General features: G+C 71.9%; 16 protein-coding genes. 6 read left to right on the top strand and 10 right to left on the bottom strand.

The genetic code is table 11. The features are described 5' to 3' along the window. Nucleotides 1-94: 94 nt before the first annotated feature. From era to N801_RS05280, 5 genes are read right to left on the bottom strand one after another with little or no spacing between them, the layout of a single operon-like run. Complete coding sequence (era, locus tag N801_RS05300; protein ID WP_035934045.1) at nt 95-1057, bottom strand: GTPase Era; 963 nt, start codon at nt 1055-1057, stop codon at nt 95-97. Then, the gene (locus N801_RS05295) at nt 1050-2351 is read right to left on the bottom strand and encodes a hemolysin family protein (protein WP_035934037.1); all 1302 of its coding nucleotides are present in this window, start codon (nt 2349-2351) and stop codon (nt 1050-1052) included. Before N801_RS05295 ends, era begins: the two co-directional genes overlap by 8 nt. Nucleotides 2352-2402: 51 nt before the next feature. Then, the gene (ybeY, locus tag N801_RS05290) at nt 2403-2870 is read right to left on the bottom strand and encodes an rRNA maturation RNase YbeY (RefSeq protein WP_035934028.1); all 468 of its coding nucleotides are present in this window, start codon (nt 2868-2870) and stop codon (nt 2403-2405) included. Then, nucleotides 2867-3982, bottom strand: coding sequence for a PhoH family protein (locus tag N801_RS05285; RefSeq protein WP_052112628.1), 1116 nt, complete (start codon nt 3980-3982; stop codon nt 2867-2869). The genes ybeY and N801_RS05285 overlap by 4 nt, the downstream gene beginning before the upstream one ends. A gap of 25 nt (nt 3983-4007) precedes the next feature. Beyond that, nucleotides 4008-4355: an HIT domain-containing protein gene (locus N801_RS05280; RefSeq protein ID WP_035934020.1), complete on the bottom strand. Its 348-nt coding sequence runs from the start codon at nt 4353-4355 to the stop codon at nt 4008-4010. 50 nt (nt 4356-4405) lie between these two features. Here N801_RS05280 and N801_RS05275 point away from each other — a divergent pair, with 50 nt between their 5' ends. Together N801_RS05275 and N801_RS05270 are read left to right on the top strand one after the other, a co-directional pair. Next, nucleotides 4406-4945, top strand: a complete 540-nt coding sequence (locus tag N801_RS05275; RefSeq protein WP_035934012.1) for a SigE family RNA polymerase sigma factor — start codon at nt 4406-4408, stop codon at nt 4943-4945. After that, entirely contained in the window at nt 4942-5991 is a 1050-nt protein-coding gene (locus N801_RS05270) for a Gmad2 immunoglobulin-like domain-containing protein (protein ID WP_035934003.1), read from the top strand. The genes N801_RS05275 and N801_RS05270 overlap by 4 nt, the downstream gene beginning before the upstream one ends. Here the strand turns inward: N801_RS05270 and N801_RS05265 are convergent. The 3 genes from N801_RS05265 to hrcA all read right to left on the bottom strand — a co-directional run bounded on the left by N801_RS05265 (nt 5988) and on the right by hrcA (nt 8968). Next, on the bottom strand, nt 5988-6731 hold the full coding sequence (locus N801_RS05265) for a 16S rRNA (uracil(1498)-N(3))-methyltransferase (protein WP_035933997.1): 744 nt from the start codon (nt 6729-6731) through the stop codon (nt 5988-5990). The genes N801_RS05270 and N801_RS05265 overlap by 4 nt on opposite strands. Nucleotides 6732-6733: 2 nt before the next feature. Then, nucleotides 6734-7867, bottom strand: a complete 1134-nt coding sequence (gene dnaJ / locus N801_RS05260) for a molecular chaperone DnaJ (RefSeq protein WP_035933988.1) — start codon at nt 7865-7867, stop codon at nt 6734-6736. Nucleotides 7868-7936: 69 nt separating this feature from the next. Beyond that, on the bottom strand, nt 7937-8968 hold the full coding sequence (gene hrcA / locus N801_RS05255; protein WP_035933979.1) for a heat-inducible transcriptional repressor HrcA: 1032 nt from the start codon (nt 8966-8968) through the stop codon (nt 7937-7939). Between the two features lie 69 nt (nt 8969-9037). On the opposite strand from hrcA, the gene N801_RS05250 reads away from it, so the two are divergent. Beyond that, nucleotides 9038-9910 carry a DUF3097 domain-containing protein gene (locus N801_RS05250; RefSeq protein ID WP_035933969.1) on the top strand — a complete coding sequence of 291 codons (873 nt, stop codon included), beginning with the start codon at nt 9038-9040 and terminating at the stop codon, nt 9908-9910. Between the two features lie 348 nt (nt 9911-10258). Beyond that, a complete protein-coding gene (locus N801_RS05245; RefSeq protein ID WP_084108251.1) occupies nt 10259-10762 on the top strand; it encodes a DUF4870 domain-containing protein in 504 nt (167 codons plus the stop codon). Between the two features lie 79 nt (nt 10763-10841). Here the strand turns inward: N801_RS05245 and N801_RS05240 are convergent, their stop codons facing one another. Then, nucleotides 10842-11609 (bottom strand): SDR family oxidoreductase, encoded by a 768-nt coding sequence (locus N801_RS05240; RefSeq protein WP_035933964.1) that lies wholly within the window; start codon nt 11607-11609, stop codon nt 10842-10844. A gap of 81 nt (nt 11610-11690) precedes the next feature. Here N801_RS05240 and N801_RS05235 point away from each other — a divergent pair, with 81 nt between their 5' ends. Next, on the top strand, nt 11691-12158 hold the full coding sequence (locus N801_RS05235; protein WP_052112627.1) for a hypothetical protein: 468 nt from the start codon (nt 11691-11693) through the stop codon (nt 12156-12158). Further along, nucleotides 12131-13147: an IS3 family transposase gene (locus tag N801_RS05230; RefSeq protein ID WP_342666901.1), complete on the top strand. Its 1017-nt coding sequence runs from the start codon at nt 12131-12133 to the stop codon at nt 13145-13147. Before N801_RS05235 ends, N801_RS05230 begins: the two co-directional genes overlap by 28 nt. Before the next feature lie 64 nt (nt 13148-13211). Here the strand turns inward: N801_RS05230 and hemW are convergent, their stop codons facing one another. Next, the gene (gene hemW / locus N801_RS05225) at nt 13212-14438 is read right to left on the bottom strand and encodes a radical SAM family heme chaperone HemW (protein ID WP_035933958.1); all 1227 of its coding nucleotides are present in this window, start codon (nt 14436-14438) and stop codon (nt 13212-13214) included. Between the last annotated feature and the right edge of the window lie 289 nt (nt 14439-14727).

Below are 14727 nucleotides of genomic sequence, written 5' to 3'. Positions count from 1 at the left end.
CAGCGCCCCACCCTGCCGAGCATCGCGGCACAACTCAAACCGAGAGCGGCCGGTGACGACGTGACCTGCCCCACGTGGGGTGGGGGTCGAGGGGTCAGAAACCCAGTCGCTGCAGCTGTTTCGGGTCTCGCTGCCAGTCCTTGGCGACCTTGACGTGGAGGTCGAGGTGGATGCGCTGGCCGAGCAGCTTCTCGATCCCCTCGCGGGCCGTCGCGCCCACGTCGCGCAGCCGCGAGCCACCGCGGCCGATGACGATGGCCTTCTGCGACGACCGCTCGACGAAGACGTTGACGCGCACGTCCATGAGGGGCTTGCCCTCGGGGCGGTCCTCGCGCGGGATCATCTCCTCGACGACGACGGCGAGCGAGTGCGGGAGCTCGTCACGCACACCCTCCAGCGCCGCCTCGCGGACGAGCTCGGCGATCATGATCGTGACCGGCTCGTCCGTGAGGACGTCGTCGGGGTAGAGCGGCCCGGGAGACGACGGGAGGTGCTTGGCCAGCACCTGGCCGACCGTGTCGACCTGGTCGCCCCGGGTCGCCGAGCACGGGACGATCTCGGCCCAGTCGCCCAGCTGGTCGATGGCGATGAGGTGCTCGGCCAGGCGCTGCCGGTCGACCTTGTCGGACTTGGTCGCCAGCGCGATGACCGGGGTGCGCCTCGCCTGGCGGAGCTCGACGAGCTCGCGGGCGATGTACTGGTCCCCGGGGCCGATGCGCTGGTCCGACGGGAGGCAGAAGCCGACGACGTCGACGTTGAGGAGCGTCTCGCGCACGAGGTCGTTGAGGCGCTCGCCCAGCAGGGTCCGCGGCTTGTGCAGGCCGGGGGTGTCGACGAGGATCAGCTGGCTCGCGGGGGCGTTGACGATGCCGCGGATCGTGTGCCGGGTCGTCTGCGGCTTGCTCGAGGTGATCGCGACCTTCTCGCCCACGAGGGCGTTGGTCAGCGTCGACTTGCCGGCGTTGGGGCGGCCGATGAGACAGGCGAACCCCGCCTTGTAGGGAGGCGCCTCCCCGCCGTCGACGGCATCGGGACGGGTGGTGGCATCTTCAGTCATGGGCGCTCCCGGACTCGGCTGGTTCCATCATGGCGCGGTCGTGGGCGTCGATGCGCTCGATGATCACGGTGGCGATGCGGTGGCGGCGGCCCGCCATCCGTTCGGCGGTGAGACGCAGCCCCGCGACCTCGCACGTGGAACCGAGGATCGGCACGCGTCCGATCGTCTTGCCGATGAGCCCACCGACGGTGTCGACCTCGTCCTCCTCGATCGTCACGCCGAGGTGCTCGGCGAGGTCGTCGATGTCCATCGTCGCGTCGACCCGCCACCTGCCGTCGGCGAGCTCCTCGAGGTCGGGTGTCTCGCGGTCGTACTCGTCGGCGATCTCGCCGACGATCTCCTCGATGATGTCCTCGATCGTCACGAGACCGGCGGTGCCGCCCCACTCGTCGATGACGAGGGCGAAGTGGATCTGGTCGCGCTGCATCTCGCGCAGCAGCGCGTCGACCGGCTTCGACTCGGGGATGAACGGCATGGGCCGCATGAGGTCGGACACGGGGACCGTCGCGACGGCCGGGTCCGCGGTGAGCCGGCGGACGACGTCCTTGAAGTAGAGGAGCCCGAGCACGTCGTCGGAGTCCTCGCCGGTCACGGGGATGCGCGAGTAGCCGCTGCGGAGGAAGAGGTTCATGGCCTGGCGCGCGACGCGGTCACCGTCGATCGTCAGCATGTCGGTGCGCGGGACCATCACCTCACGCGCGAGGGTGTCACCGAGCTCGAAGACGGAGTGGATCATCCGCCGCTCCCCGGCCTCGATGAGCGAGGACTCCCCGGCGAGGTCGACGAGGTCACGCAGCTCGGACTCGCTGTCGAACGGCCCGTCGCGGAAGCCCCGACCCGGGGTGACCGCGTTGGCGAAGAGCACGAGCAGGCGGGAGAGGGGCCCCAGCACGCGCCGCAGCCAGAGCGCGACGGGCGCGGCGATGAGCGAGACGCTCGTGGCGTTCTGCCCGCCCAGCGTGCGCGGCGAGACCCCGACCAGGGCGAAGGAGACGACGGCCATGATCGCGATGGCGACGAGGAGCGGCTTCCACGTGCCGTCGACGGTGCGGAAGACGGCGGTCGTCACGAGGACGGCGGTCGTCATCTCCGCGATGACGCGCACGAACGCGAGGACCGAGAGGTAGGCCGCGCTGTCACCGACCACGGTGAGCAGGGCGCGCGATCCGGGACGGCCCTCGTCGTGCAGCTCCTGGGCACGCACGCGCGACATCCGGTGCAGGGCCGCTTCGGCCGCGGACAGCCCGAAGGCGAGCACGAGGCCGACGATGCTGAGGACGACGAGCCTGGTCATGGCGACACCGTCCGGGTTCCCGACACCGTGGGGGCGCCGGGACCGGCTGGATCAGGCACCGGCTCGGCCCCTCGTCGCGAGGAAGGTGAGGAGAAGCTGCCGCTGCAGCTCGAACATCTCCTTCTCCTCGTCGGGCTCCGCGTGGTCGTAGCCGAGGAGATGGAGCAGTCCGTGCGTCGTGAGCAGGAGCAGCTCCTCCTCGGTGGCGTGGCCGGCCTCGGCGGCCTGCTTCGCGGCGACCCCGGGGCAGAGCACGATGTCGCCGAGCACACCCTCTTCGGGCGGGTCGTCGTCGCGTCCGGGCCGCAGCTCGTCCATGGGGAAGCTCATGACGTCGGTGGGTCCGGGCAGGTCCATCCACTGGACGTGGAGGGTCTCCATGGCGTCCTCGTCGACGAGGCGCAGGCACAGGTCGGCCTGGGGGTGGACCTTCATCTCGGACATGACGTACCGGGCGCAGGCCACGAGCTCCAGCTCGTCGAGCTCGAACTCGGTCTCGTTGAGGACGTCGATGCTCACGCGTCGCCCTCGGCGACGGGGGTGGCGGCACGGGCCGCGCCGTCGGTGCCCGACGGGCGCGGACGTCGCACGGTTCGGGTGCGGATGGCACCGGAGCCCGCGTGCTCGCCCTGCAGGGCGTCCCAGCGGCCGTAGGCGTCGACGATCTCGCCGACGAGCCGGTGCCGCACGACGTCCTGGGCGGTGAGCTCGGCGAAGTGGACGTCCTCGAGCGAGTGGAGGATGTCGCGCACGATCCGCAGCCCGCTCTGCGTGCCACCCGGGAGGTCGACCTGGGTCACGTCGCCCGTGACCACCATCCGGGAGCCGAACCCGAGCCGGGTGAGGAACATCTTCATCTGCTCGGGCGTGGTGTTCTGGGCCTCGTCGAGGATGACGAACGAGTCGTTGATCGACCGGCCGCGCATGAACGCCAGGGGCGCCACCTCGATGGTCCCGGCGGCCATGAGGCGCGGGATCGAGTCGGGGTCGACCATGTCGTGCAGAGCGTCGTACAGCGGCCGCAGGTAGGGGTCGATCTTGTCGTTGAGGGTGCCGGGCAGGAAGCCCAGCCGCTCCCCCGCCTCGACGGCCGGGCGGGTGAGGATGATCCGGTTGACCTGCTTGGCCTGGAGCGCGGCGACCGCCTTGGCCATCGCGAGGTAGGTCTTGCCGGTCCCCGCGGGCCCGATGCCGAAGGTGATGGTGTGCTCGTCGATCGCGTCGACGTAGCGCTTCTGCCCCAACGTCTTCGGACGGATCGTCCGACCGCGCGAGGACACGATGTTCATCGTGAGGACGTCGGCGGGGCGCTCGAGCGTCTGCGCCCGCATCATGCCGATCGAGCGCTCGACCGAGTCCCGGTTGAGGGCCTGTCCGCCGTCGATGACGGCCAGCAGCTCGTCGATGAGCCGCTCGACGAGGGAGACCTCGCCGCTCGGTCCGGAGATGTGGAACTCGTTGCCCCGCACGTGGATGACGGTGAGCGGGAACAGTCGCTCGATGGTGCGGAGCAGCTCGTCGCGCGGACCCAGCAGGGACACCATGGACACCTCCGCCGGGATGGTGACGGTGTGGACCGGGGTGCGCGTCGACGTGGCGTCGGGCGGGGGCGTATGAGGTGCGTCTGTCATGTCGCCGACCAGTCTACGGTTCGTCTCAGCCGGGTGGCCATTGCATCGGTCGCCCACCCAGCAGGTGGAGATGGGCGTGGAAGACGCTCTGCCCGGCACCGGCGCCGGTGTTGAACACGAGGCGGTAGTCGCCACCGAGCTCCTCGCGCTCCGCGATGGTGCGGGCGAGGAGGACGAGGTCGGCGAGCTCGTCGACGGACGCGGCGGCGAGGTCGGCGGCGTTGGCCACGTGGCGCCGGGGGACGACGAGCACGTGGGTCGGGGCCTGCGGGTCGGTGTCGCGGAAGGCGAGGCTGTGCCGGGTCTCGCCCGCGATCTCCGGCTCGATCTCGCCGGAGACGAACGAGCAGAAGAGACAGTCGGTGGCGGACATGCCCCGACAGTAAACCGAACCGCCCTGCTGCGCGTCCTCCGGACGTGACAATGGCACTCGTGGGCTCTCGACGTGACGCATCGGCGCACGCGGCCGCGGACGACGGCGTGTCGAGCCTGTATGCCGTCCAGTGGTTCCCCATGGTCCGGCTCGCCTGGTTGTTCGTCCACGACGACCTCCTCGCCGAGGAGATCGTCCAGGACGCCTTCGTCGCCCTGCACCGCAAGTGGCAGGACGTGCGGGAGGGGCGCGAGACGGCATACCTCCGGCAGAGCGTCGTCAACGGTGCGCGTTCGGCGCTTCGGCACCACAAGGTCGAGCAGCGCTACCTCGACTCCACGACCCGCGGGGGCCACCTGCAGGTCGCGAGCGCTGAGGACGCCGCCCTGGCCTCCGTCGGCTCCGCGGACCTCTTCGCCCGGCTCCAGCGGCTTCCCGCCCGTCAACGAGAGGTGCTCGTGCTCCGCTACTACCTCGACCTCAGCGAGTCGCAGATCGCCGACGCCCTCGGCATCGCGCCCGGCTCGGTCAAGGCCCACGCGCACCGCGGCCTCGCCGCCCTACGCACCCAGATGGAGGACGTGTCATGACCACGCTCGACGAGCTCGACTTCGCGGAGACCGAACGCGCCCTCCGCGAGGCCCTGGCCACCCGGGCCCGGCATGTCCAGCCGTCCTCCCGCCTGGACGCGATCCTGCGCGAGGCGTCCCAGCCGGAGCGGGTCGAGGGGGGCCACCGCGGCCTCGCCCTGGTCGCGGTCGCCGCGTCCGCGGCCGTCCTCGCCGGGGTCGTCTGGGCGTCCCGCCCCGGCACCGGCGACGCGACCCTGCCCGCCGGTCCCCCGTCGGCCACGGCGAGTCCCGCCCCGCAACCGTCGGACTCGGCGTCGCCGCCCCAGCCAGGTCCGCGACCGGCGCTCACCCTGGCGCTCGCGGTCTACTGGGTCGGCACGAACGGCGGGGAGGGCGACCGGCCCGCGCTGGTGCGCGCCTTCTGGGGGGCCGACCTCGAAGCGACCGAGCCGGCGTCGGCGCAGGTCCGAGCCGCCGTCGGCGAGTCGATGCGCCGTTCGGCGCTGTGGCGCGGAACCGTCGTCGAGGACGTCCGGGTGACCGCGGGCCGCATCAGCATCCGGCTCTCGGACAGCGGCCAGGACGCTCGCACCGTCGAGGCCGCGGAGCTCGAGGTGGCAGCCCTGGCGTGGACGGCCCAGGCGGCGGTCGGGCGGGGCGACACACCGGTCCGGATCACGAGCGACGACGCGGGCCCGCTCCTGGGCCACGTGTCGACCGACACCTCCTTCACGCGCGCCGCGACCCCGCCGGAGTCGGTGGCCGACCTCTGGATCGACAACCCCGGTCCCGGAGCCGGGCTGCGCGGCGGCGACCCGGTGATTGTGACGGGGCAGGCGGTGGCGTTCGAGGCCACCGTCGAGTGGGAGCTGCTGCGCGGGACGACGGTGCTGCGCGACGGGTTCACCACGGCCGACGCCGGCGCGCCACGGCGCGGGACGTTCACCGTCGACCTCGGTCGTCTGGAGGAGGGCACCTGGACCTTCCGGGCCTTCACCACCTCGGCCGAGGACGGTCAGACCGTCGTCGCCGAGCGGCTGGTCACCTTCACCGTGGGTTCCTAGCGCCAGCGGCCGGCGGCGCTGAGCACCGCGAGCGCGGCAGGTCCGGCACTGGAGGACCGGAGCACCGTGTCGCCGAGGCGGACGACCACGGCGCCGGCCGCGCGGAAGGTGTCGAGCTCGTCCGGGGCGATGCCGCCCTCCGGGCCGACGACGACGAGGACCTCGCCCTCCTCCGGGAGGACCTGGCCGGCGAGCGGGACGTCGGCGTCCTCGTGCAGGACGTATGCCGCCGCGCCCGCCGCGATGCGCGCGGCCAGCTCGGCGGTGCTCGCGGTCTCACCGAGGACCGGCCGCCGGGGGCGGCGTGACTGCTTCGTCGCCGCGACGAGGACGGCGTCCCACTTCGCCCGCGCCCGGGCGCCGCGCTCGCCCCGCCACTGGACGATGCTGCGCGAGGCCTGCCACGGCACGACCTCGTCGACCCCGAGCTCGGTGGCGGCCTCGACGGCCTGGTCGTCCCGGTCGCCCTTGGCGAGGGCCTGGACGAGGACGAGCCTGGTGCGCGGTTCGGGCAGGTCCTCGACGACGTCGGCCCGCACGTCGAGACGGTCCCGCTCGACCGCCTCGACGACGCCGGTGACGACCCGGCCGGCGCCGTCGGCGACCCGGAGGCGCTCACCGGTCCGGGTGCGCCTGACCGTGGCCGCGTGGCGCCCCTCGGCGCCGTCGAGGACGACGACGTCACCCGGTGCGGTCGCGGCGAGCGACCCGGGTGCGACGAGGTAGAGCGCGAGGCTCAAGGTCAGCGGGCCTTGAAGGCGTCGCGGAGCTTGCCGAACAGGGAGCCCTCGGTGGGGTTCGCGAGGCGGCCGGTGGGCTTCTCCTCGTCACGCATCGTGGCCAGGGTGCGCAGGAGCTCCTCCTGCTCGTGGCTGAGCTTCGTCGGCGTCGCCACCATGGCGTGGATGACGATGTCGCCGCGTCCCGAACCCCGCAGGTGCGTCACGCCCAGGCCCCGGAGCAGGAGCTGCTCGCCGGACTGGATGCCGCGCCGGACCTCGAGGTCGCTGACGCCGTCGAAGGTCTCGAACGGCACCGTCGCACCCAGCGCCGCGGCGGTCATCGGCAGCTCGAGCGTGGCGTGGAGGTCGTCGCCCTGCCGCTGGAAGCGCGGGTCGCGCCGCACGACGACCTCGACGTACAGGTCACCCGCCGGGCCGGCCCCGGGGCCGACCTCGCCCTCGCCGGCGAGCTGGATGCGTGTGCCGGTGTCGACGCCGGCGGGGACGCGGATCGTCATGGTGCGGCGGGTGCGGACCCGTCCGTCGCCCGAGCACTCGTAGCAGGGGGCCTCGATGACCTGGCCGGTCGCCTGGCAGTTGACGCAGGGGCGGGTGGTCATGACCTGGCCGAGGAAGCTGCGCTGGACCTGCTGGACCTGGCCCTGCCCGCGGCACACGTCGCAGGTGCGCGTCCCGGTGCCCGGCTGGGTGCCGGCGCCGTGGCAGGTGCCGCAGCCCACCGCGGTGTCGATGGTGAGCTCCTGCTCACCGCCGAAGACGGCGTCGGCGAGGTCGATGTCGAGCCGGACGAGGGCGTCCTGGCCCCGGGACTGCCGCGAGCGCGGACCGCGGCCCTGCGACTGCGCAGCGCCCTGGCCGAAGAAGGCGTCCATGACGTCGCTGAACGAGAAGCCCTGGCCGAAGCCGGCGCCCGCTGCGCCGGCATACGGGTCGGCCCCCATGTCGAAGCTGCGCCGCTTCTCCTCGTCGGAGAGCACGTCGTAGGCCTGGGAGACCTTCTTGAACTGTTCCTCGGCCTCGGGCCCGCTGTTGACGTCGGGGTGGAGCCGTCGGGCGGCCTTGCGGTAGGCCTTCTTGATCTCGTCGGCGGTCGCGTCACGGGCCACGCCGAGGTCGGCGTAGTAGTCGTTCACTTCGGTGGACGTCCTTCGCTGGTGGCTGTTGCGGTCAGGTGGTTCGGCGGTTCGGTGCGGAGAGCAGGGTCAGTCGGCGAGGATCCGGCTGACATAGGTGGCGACGGCGCGCACGGCGGCCATCGTCGTGGGGTAGTCCATGCGGGTCGGGCCCACCACCCCGAGGCCGGCGACGAGGTCGGACCCGAGGCCGTAGCCGGAGGTGACGAGCGAGGTGCTGCGCAGGCCGGCATACGGGTTCTCGGCCCCGATCCGCACCGCGACCGTCGACCCCTGCTCACTCACGCCGCCGAGCAGCTTGAGGAGCACGACGTGCTCCTCGAGCGCCTCGAGGACCGGGCCGATCGAGGACGGGAAGTCCTCGCCCGCCCGCACGAGGTTGGAGGTGCCGGCCATGACGACCCGCTCCTCGCGCTGCTCGACGAGCACCTCGGTGAGCTCCGCGGCGATGGCGGCGAGGAGGCCGCGGGCCGCCGGGTCCACCTGCGTCGGGAGCTCGCCGAGCCCACCCGCGGCGTCCGCGAGCGTCCGGCCGACGGTGGCGCTGTTGACGTCGGAGCGGAGCGTGGCGAGCATCCGCTCGGCGGTCGGATCGACGAGGTCGAGACCGGTCTCGAGCACCCGCTGCTCGACCCGGCCCGAGGTCGTGATGAGCACGACGAGCAGGCGGGACGCGCCGAGCGGCACCAGCTCGATGTGCCGGACGGAGGAGCGGGTGAGGGACGGGTACTGGACCACCGCCACCTGCCGCGTGAGCGAGGCAAGGAGGCGCACCGTCCGGTCGACGACGTCGTCGAGGTCGATGGCCCCGTCGAGCAGGGTGCTGATCGCCCGGCGCTCGGCCCCGCTGAGCGGCTTGAGCGTGCTCAGGCGGTCGACGAACACCCGGTAGCCGGCGTCCGTGGGGATCCGCCCGGCACTCGTGTGGGGCGCGGCGATGAGGCCCTCCTCCTCGAGGACGGCCATGTCGTTGCGGACCGTGGCGGCCGAGACGCCGAGATGGTGGCGCTCGAGCAGCGCCTTGGAGCCCACCGGCTCCGAGGTCTCGACGTAGTCCTGGACGATCGCCCGCAGCACGGCGAGCCGTCGGTCCTCACTCATGCGCGACACCTCCTCGATCGTTGGCACTCCTGCTTGGTGAGTGCCAATTCTACGTCTACCCTCGCGCAGGTGACTGATCGCTACGGCCGCGACGTGCTCTCCGGCGACTGGAAGGCACCGCCCAAGGGCCGGTCGACGCCTCTCGCCGCGGAACGCGGGGTCGTCGTCGAGGACGTCGAGACCGGGTGGGTCGGCGCCGTCGTCCGGGTCGAGAAGGCCGGCGGCATCCTCGTCGTCCACCTCGAGGACCGTCGCGGCCGGACCAGGGCGTTCCCGCTCGGGCCGGGGTTCCACGTCGACGGCCGGCCCGTCACGCTCACCAGGCCGCAGGCCGCCGCCGACGCCCGGCTGTCGGCCGCCCGCGCCGCCGCGTCCCGGACCGCGAGTGGCTCGCGGGCCGTGGCCGACGCCCCCGCACGTGTTGCCAGCGCGTCACGCATCTTCGTCGAGGGACGCCACGACGCCGAGCTCGTCGAGAAGGTCTGGGGCCACGACCTGCGCATCGAGGGCGTGGTCGTCGAGATGCTCGACGGCGTCGACGACCTCGAGGCCGCGATCCGCGACTTCGCCCCCGGTCCGGGCCGACGGATGGGCGTCCTCGTCGACCACCTCGTGGCCGGCACCAAGGAGACGCGGGTCGTCGACGCCGCCTCGCGGCTGCACCCCTTCGCCCCGCACGTGCTCATCGTCGGGCACCCCTACGTCGACGTGTGGCAGTCGGTCCGTCCGGAGCGTCTCGGCATGGAGCGCTGGCCGGTCATCCCGCGGGGCACGTCGTGGAAGCACGGCATCTGCGCTCACCTCGGGTGGGCGCACGACGAGCAGGCCGACATCGCTCGCGCGTGGAAGCAGATCCTCGGCACCGTGCGGACGTACGCCGACCTCGAGCCGTCGCTGCTCGGCCGCGTCGAGGAGCTCATCGACTTCGTCACCGCCCCCTGACCCGCCCTCCCGCTGCCGAGCCCCGAGCGCGTGCGTCCGCAGAGATGGTCGCCTTCCCGACCAGGGTTGCGGACGCTGTCGGCGCCCCTCCCGCGTGCGTCCGCAGAGATGGTCGCCTTCCCGACCAGGGTTGCGGACGCTGCCAGCGCACCTCCAGCTTGCGTCCGCAGAGATGGTCGCCTTCCCGACCAGGGTTGCGGACGCTGACAGCGGGGGTATGCCGTCCCGCCGGCCGGGGCGGCAGGGTCAGCCCTGAGCACACCCTGAACTCACCCCGAAGCGGGGATCAAACGGGCGCCGCATGGGTTTCACTGGAGGCAAGCACCCCGTCCCCCGAAGGAGGACCCCATGACCACTCCGTACCCGGAGCACCAGCAGGGCCAGAACCCCCCGCCCGCGGCCCCGCAGCCCGAGCCGCCGCAGCAGCCGCACGTCGCGCAGCAGCCGTACGCTCCTCCGACACCGCAGCAGCAGGGATACCCCGCGCCCTACCAGCAGGCCGTGCTCGACCCGGCGCAGCAGCGGCAGTGGGGCATGTTCGCCCACCTCGTACCGCTCATCGCCATGGTGCTGAGCGCCGGCCTGCTGGGCTTCGTCGGCTCGCTCGTCATCTACGTGATGTACAAGGAGCGCGGCGACTTCGTGCGCCAGCACGCCGCCAACTCGCTCAACATCCAGATCATCACCGGCATCTTCCTGCTCATCTCGTTCCCGCTGATGCTCGTGCTCGTGGGCTTCGTGACGTACTTCATCGCGCTGGCCTTCGCGTTCGTCCTGCACATCATCGGCGCCCTGCGCGCCAACGAGGGCCAGCTGTGGACCCCGCCGTTCACGCCGCGCTTCGTCTCGTGACCGGCTGAGCCCGACTCGTCCCTCAGCACGTCAGCCCCACCCGGACCCGGGTGGGGCTGATCTCGTCGTGGAGCAGCTCTCAGACGCCACCCTTGAGCAGCAGCCCGCCGTCGACGACGAGGCACTGGCCGGTGACCCACGCCGCGTCGTCCGAGAGCAGGAACGCAACGACCCCGGCGATGTCCTCGGGCACACCCAGCCGGCCCAGCGGGTAGCCCGCCGCGACCTGCTCCTCGCGCCCCTCGTAGAGCGCCTCCGCGAACCGGGTCTTGACGACCGCGGGCGCGACGGCGTTGACCCGCACCGTCGGCCCGAGCTCGACGGCGAGCTCCTCGGTGAGGTGCGTGAGCATTGCCTTGCTCGCACCGTAGAACCCGATGCCGGGCGCGGGGCGCACTCCGGCCACCGACGAGACGTTGACGATCGCGCCGCCGCGGGACTCGAGGCCGTGGGCGACAGCCTTCTGCACCCACGACAGCGCGGCGATGCAGTTGACCTCGACGATCTTGCGCGCGACGTCGAGGTCGAGGTCGACAAGCCGTCCGTATGCCGGGTTGATGCCGGTGTTGTTGACGAGCAGCTCCACGTCGCCGAACCGCTCCCCCACCGCGGCGAAGACGGCCTCCTGGTGCTCGAGGTCGTCGGCACGACCGGCGACCGCCATGGCGACCTCCGGACCTCCGAGGGACTCGACGGCGGCGTCGAGCGCGTCCTGCTTGCGGGCGGTGAGGCAGACCCGGGCGCCCTCCGCGACGAGTCGCTCGGCGATGCCCAGACCGATGCCCCGGCTGGACCCGGTGACGATGGCGGTGCGGCCCTCGAGCCGACGGGTGTGCGTGGCAGTCATGCGCGCCACCCTAGGGCCGACGCAGACCTGGCTCGCGAGCCGGTTCTCCGCTCCCGAGCCGCATCGACGTTCATTGTCAGGATGACGTTGGACAGTTCGGGTGTGACGGAAGGGTTTGGTATGCCGGGTCGGAAGGCGCGTGGCGCGAGGACTTTCACGATTGCCGAGAAACAGCAGTTCGTGCGCGAGTTTGAGTCGTGTGTCGAGCGTGGGGAGAAGGCCGCGCTGCTGCGGCGGTGGAACCTTGAGCAGTCGGTAGCCCGCAAGTGGGTGACTGCGGCGGCGGAGGGCCGGCTCGGTCCGGGTGCGCCCGCGGGACGGCTGGAGATGCGGAGTCAGGAACGCGCTCGGCTGGTGGCGTTGGAGCAGGAGAACGAACGGTTGCGCGCCAAGGTCGCCGCGGCTGAGGGTGCGTTGGAGATCATGGGAAAAGCACACGAGCTCTTGGAAGGGACCTTGAAGAGCTCGCACGATCAGGACGAGGTCCCGGTGTCGCTGATGAGTGTGGATCAGTATCAGCAGTGGCTCGCCAGGTACAAGACCTGTTGATCGAGGCCGTCACCGTGCTCGTGGGGCCGCAGTGGTCGGTCGTACGCGCCTGCCAGATCTTGGGGGTGCCCCGTTCGACGTTCTATCACCGTCGTTCCCGCGAGGCCCTCACGCATCGCTCGTGGTCACGGCGGGATGTTCGGCAGCCGCACGCGCTGTCCCCGGACGAGGTCGACGCAGTCGTCCAGGTCCTGTCCGACCCTGATCTGGTCGACAGGTCGGTGTGTCAGGCGTATTGGGCCGGCTTCGACGCTGGCCGTCTCTCGTGCTCGCAGAGCACCTTCTATCGGATCGCTCGCGCCCGTGACCTGGTCGGCGATCGACGTCCGTGTCGTGCCCGCGGCAGCGGCCCCAGCCGCCCGAAACCCGTCGCGGCTGCGGGCGAGGTGAACCAGCTGTGGTCCTGGGACATCAGCGAGCTGCGCGGCCCGGGTCGGGTCCGCTACCACCTGTTCCTCGCGATGGACGTGTACTCGCGCTACCCGGTCGGGTGGCGGATCGAGAACCGCGCCTCGCGTGGGCATGCGATCGAGATGTTCACGGACGCCTTCGCCCGTCGCGGACTGCCTCAGGTGCTGCACTCGGACAACGGGGCACAGATGCGCTCCCACGAGCTGCGTGACCTCCTGGCCGGGGTCGTCGCCGCGTCCTACTCCCGGCCCCACGTCAGCAATGACAACCCCTTTTCCGAGGCGCTGTTCAAAACGATCAAGTACGACCCGGCGATGCCTGAGCACTTCGACTCGATCGAGCACGCGCGTGAGTGGATGAGCGACTTCCTGGACCGCTACAGCCGCGAGCACCGCCACCTCGGCCTGCACCGACACACACCCCACGACGTCTTCACCGGCGTGGCACACCACGTGCGCGACACCCGGCAGGCACACCTGGACCGGCTGCACACGGCATACCCGAGTCGCTACGCGAAGGCACCCCAAGCGCCCCAGCTCCCAGCTCCGACCGGCATCAATCTGTCCAAGACAGGTTGACAACTTCCGTCGAGGCGGCTCGGGAGAACCAACCCGGCTCGCGAGCCGGGAGCCGGGGATCGGGTCAGGAGCCGACGCCGAGGAGGCGGCGCACGACGGTGTCGGCGAGCAGGCGCCCGCGCAGCGTGAGGACGACCCGGCGGTCACGCACGGCTGCGACGCCGTCGACGAGCCCGTCGGCGACCAGCCCCGCGACCGCTCGCCTGCCCTCCTCGTCGAGGGCGTCCACGGCCAGGCCGTCCCGCACCCGCACGGTGAGCAGCACCAGCTCGTCGCGCAGCTGCTCGTCGGTCAGCGTCTCGCGCCCCGCGGCGGGAGAGAGGCGCTCGGCCAGCCGGCCGGCATACGCCCTGGGGTGCTTGACGTTCCACCAGCGCACCCCGCCGACGTGGCTGTGCGCCCCCGGGCCGACGCCCCACCAGTCGCCACCGGTCCAGTAGCCGTCGTTGTGGCGGCACCGACCTGCGGGGGTGCGCGTCCAGTTGCTCACCTCGTACCAGGCGAATCCCGCTGCGGCGAGCGTCTCCTCGGCGATCTCGTACTTCGCCGCCTCGTCGTCGTCGTCGGGCCGGGGCACCTCGCCGCGCCGGACCTGGGCCGCGAGCTTGGTGCCCTCCTCGACGACGAGAGCGTAGGCGGAGACGTGGTCGGGCTCGAGGGCGATGGCCTGTGCGAGGCTGCGGCACCAGTCCTCGATGCTCTCGCCGGGCGTGCCGTAGATGAGGTCGACGCTCGTCACGAGGCCCGCGTCGCGCGCGCCGCGCACCGCCCGGCCGACGCCCTCCGGGTCGTGCGTGCGGTCGAGCGTGGCGAGCACGTGCGGGACGGCCGACTGCATGCCGAGCGAGACCCGCGTGAACCCGCCGTCGGCGAGCTCGCGCAGCGACTGCGGGGTGACCGAGTCCGGGTTGGCCTCCGTGGTCACCTCGACGTCGTCGGCGAGGCCGAACCGCTCCCGTATGCCGTCCACGGCCCGGACGAGGTCGCTCGCCGGGAGCATGGTCGGCGTCCCGCCGCCGACGAAGACGGTGTCGACGGGCGGCGCCGACCCGCCGAGCACGTCCCGGGCGAGATCGAGCTCGGCCAGCGCCGTGTCGACGAAGCTCGACGTGCCGGCGCCCGGCCCCAGCTCGGTGAGCGTGTAGGTGTTGAAGTCGCAGTAGCCGCAGCGCACCCGGCAGAACGGGACGTGCAGGTAGATGCCGAACGGCCGCTCCCCCAGGCCCGCGAGGGCCTGCGGCGGCAGCTCCCCCGACGGCGGCGCGGGGTCTCCGTCGGGAAGTCGGGGCATGCCGAGAATCCTCGCACCCCGGCCGGCCGCCTTCCCTCCCCGCCCAGTGGGGGGCGGTCCGCCCGCCGCGAGGGACCCGCAGCGGCGTGTCCAGCGCGACACGCCGCGCCCCCGAAAATGCCCGGACGACTTCGGCCGAAAACCTTGCGGGACAGCACGGCTGTCGACTAGAACTGTGCCTACGCACTCACCTCGGTGAGAGCGTCAGATCAAGAACTTCGGTTCCTGATCTGCGAGGGCCTCGGAAACTCATACTTTCCGAGGCCCTCACCTCTGTGCCCGATAGGTT

Origin of the sequence: Knoellia aerolata DSM 18566, assembly GCF_000768695.1 — a bacterium.
GTDB lineage: Bacteria > Actinomycetota > Actinomycetes > Actinomycetales > Dermatophilaceae > Knoellia > Knoellia aerolata.
Note: the sequence above shows the minus strand (reverse complement) of the source record. Positions and strands in the feature narration are given on the sequence as shown.

Excerpts from the sequence above, each read along its gene's own strand:
- era (WP_035934045.1), bottom strand. The coding sequence starts at position 1,057 with ATGACTGAAGATGCCACCACCCGTCCCGATGCCGTCGACGGCGGGGAG.
- N801_RS05295 (WP_035934037.1), bottom strand. The coding sequence starts at position 2,351 with ATGACCAGGCTCGTCGTCCTCAGCATCGTCGGCCTCGTGCTCGCCTTC.
- N801_RS05285 (WP_052112628.1), bottom strand. The coding sequence starts at position 3,982 with ATGACAGACGCACCTCATACGCCCCCGCCCGACGCCACGTCGACGCGC.
- N801_RS05280 (WP_035934020.1), bottom strand. The coding sequence starts at position 4,355 with ATGTCCGCCACCGACTGTCTCTTCTGCTCGTTCGTCTCCGGCGAGATC.
- N801_RS05275 (WP_035934012.1), top strand. The coding sequence starts at position 4,406 with ATGGCACTCGTGGGCTCTCGACGTGACGCATCGGCGCACGCGGCCGCG.
- N801_RS05270 (WP_035934003.1), top strand. The coding sequence starts at position 4,942 with ATGACCACGCTCGACGAGCTCGACTTCGCGGAGACCGAACGCGCCCTC.
- hrcA (WP_035933979.1), bottom strand. The coding sequence starts at position 8,968 with ATGAGTGAGGACCGACGGCTCGCCGTGCTGCGGGCGATCGTCCAGGAC.
- N801_RS05245 (WP_084108251.1), top strand. The coding sequence starts at position 10,259 with ATGACCACTCCGTACCCGGAGCACCAGCAGGGCCAGAACCCCCCGCCC.
- N801_RS05240 (WP_035933964.1), bottom strand. The coding sequence starts at position 11,609 with ATGACTGCCACGCACACCCGTCGGCTCGAGGGCCGCACCGCCATCGTC.
- N801_RS05235 (WP_052112627.1), top strand. The coding sequence starts at position 11,691 with ATGACGTTGGACAGTTCGGGTGTGACGGAAGGGTTTGGTATGCCGGGT.
- hemW (WP_035933958.1), bottom strand. The coding sequence starts at position 14,438 with ATGCCCCGACTTCCCGACGGAGACCCCGCGCCGCCGTCGGGGGAGCTG.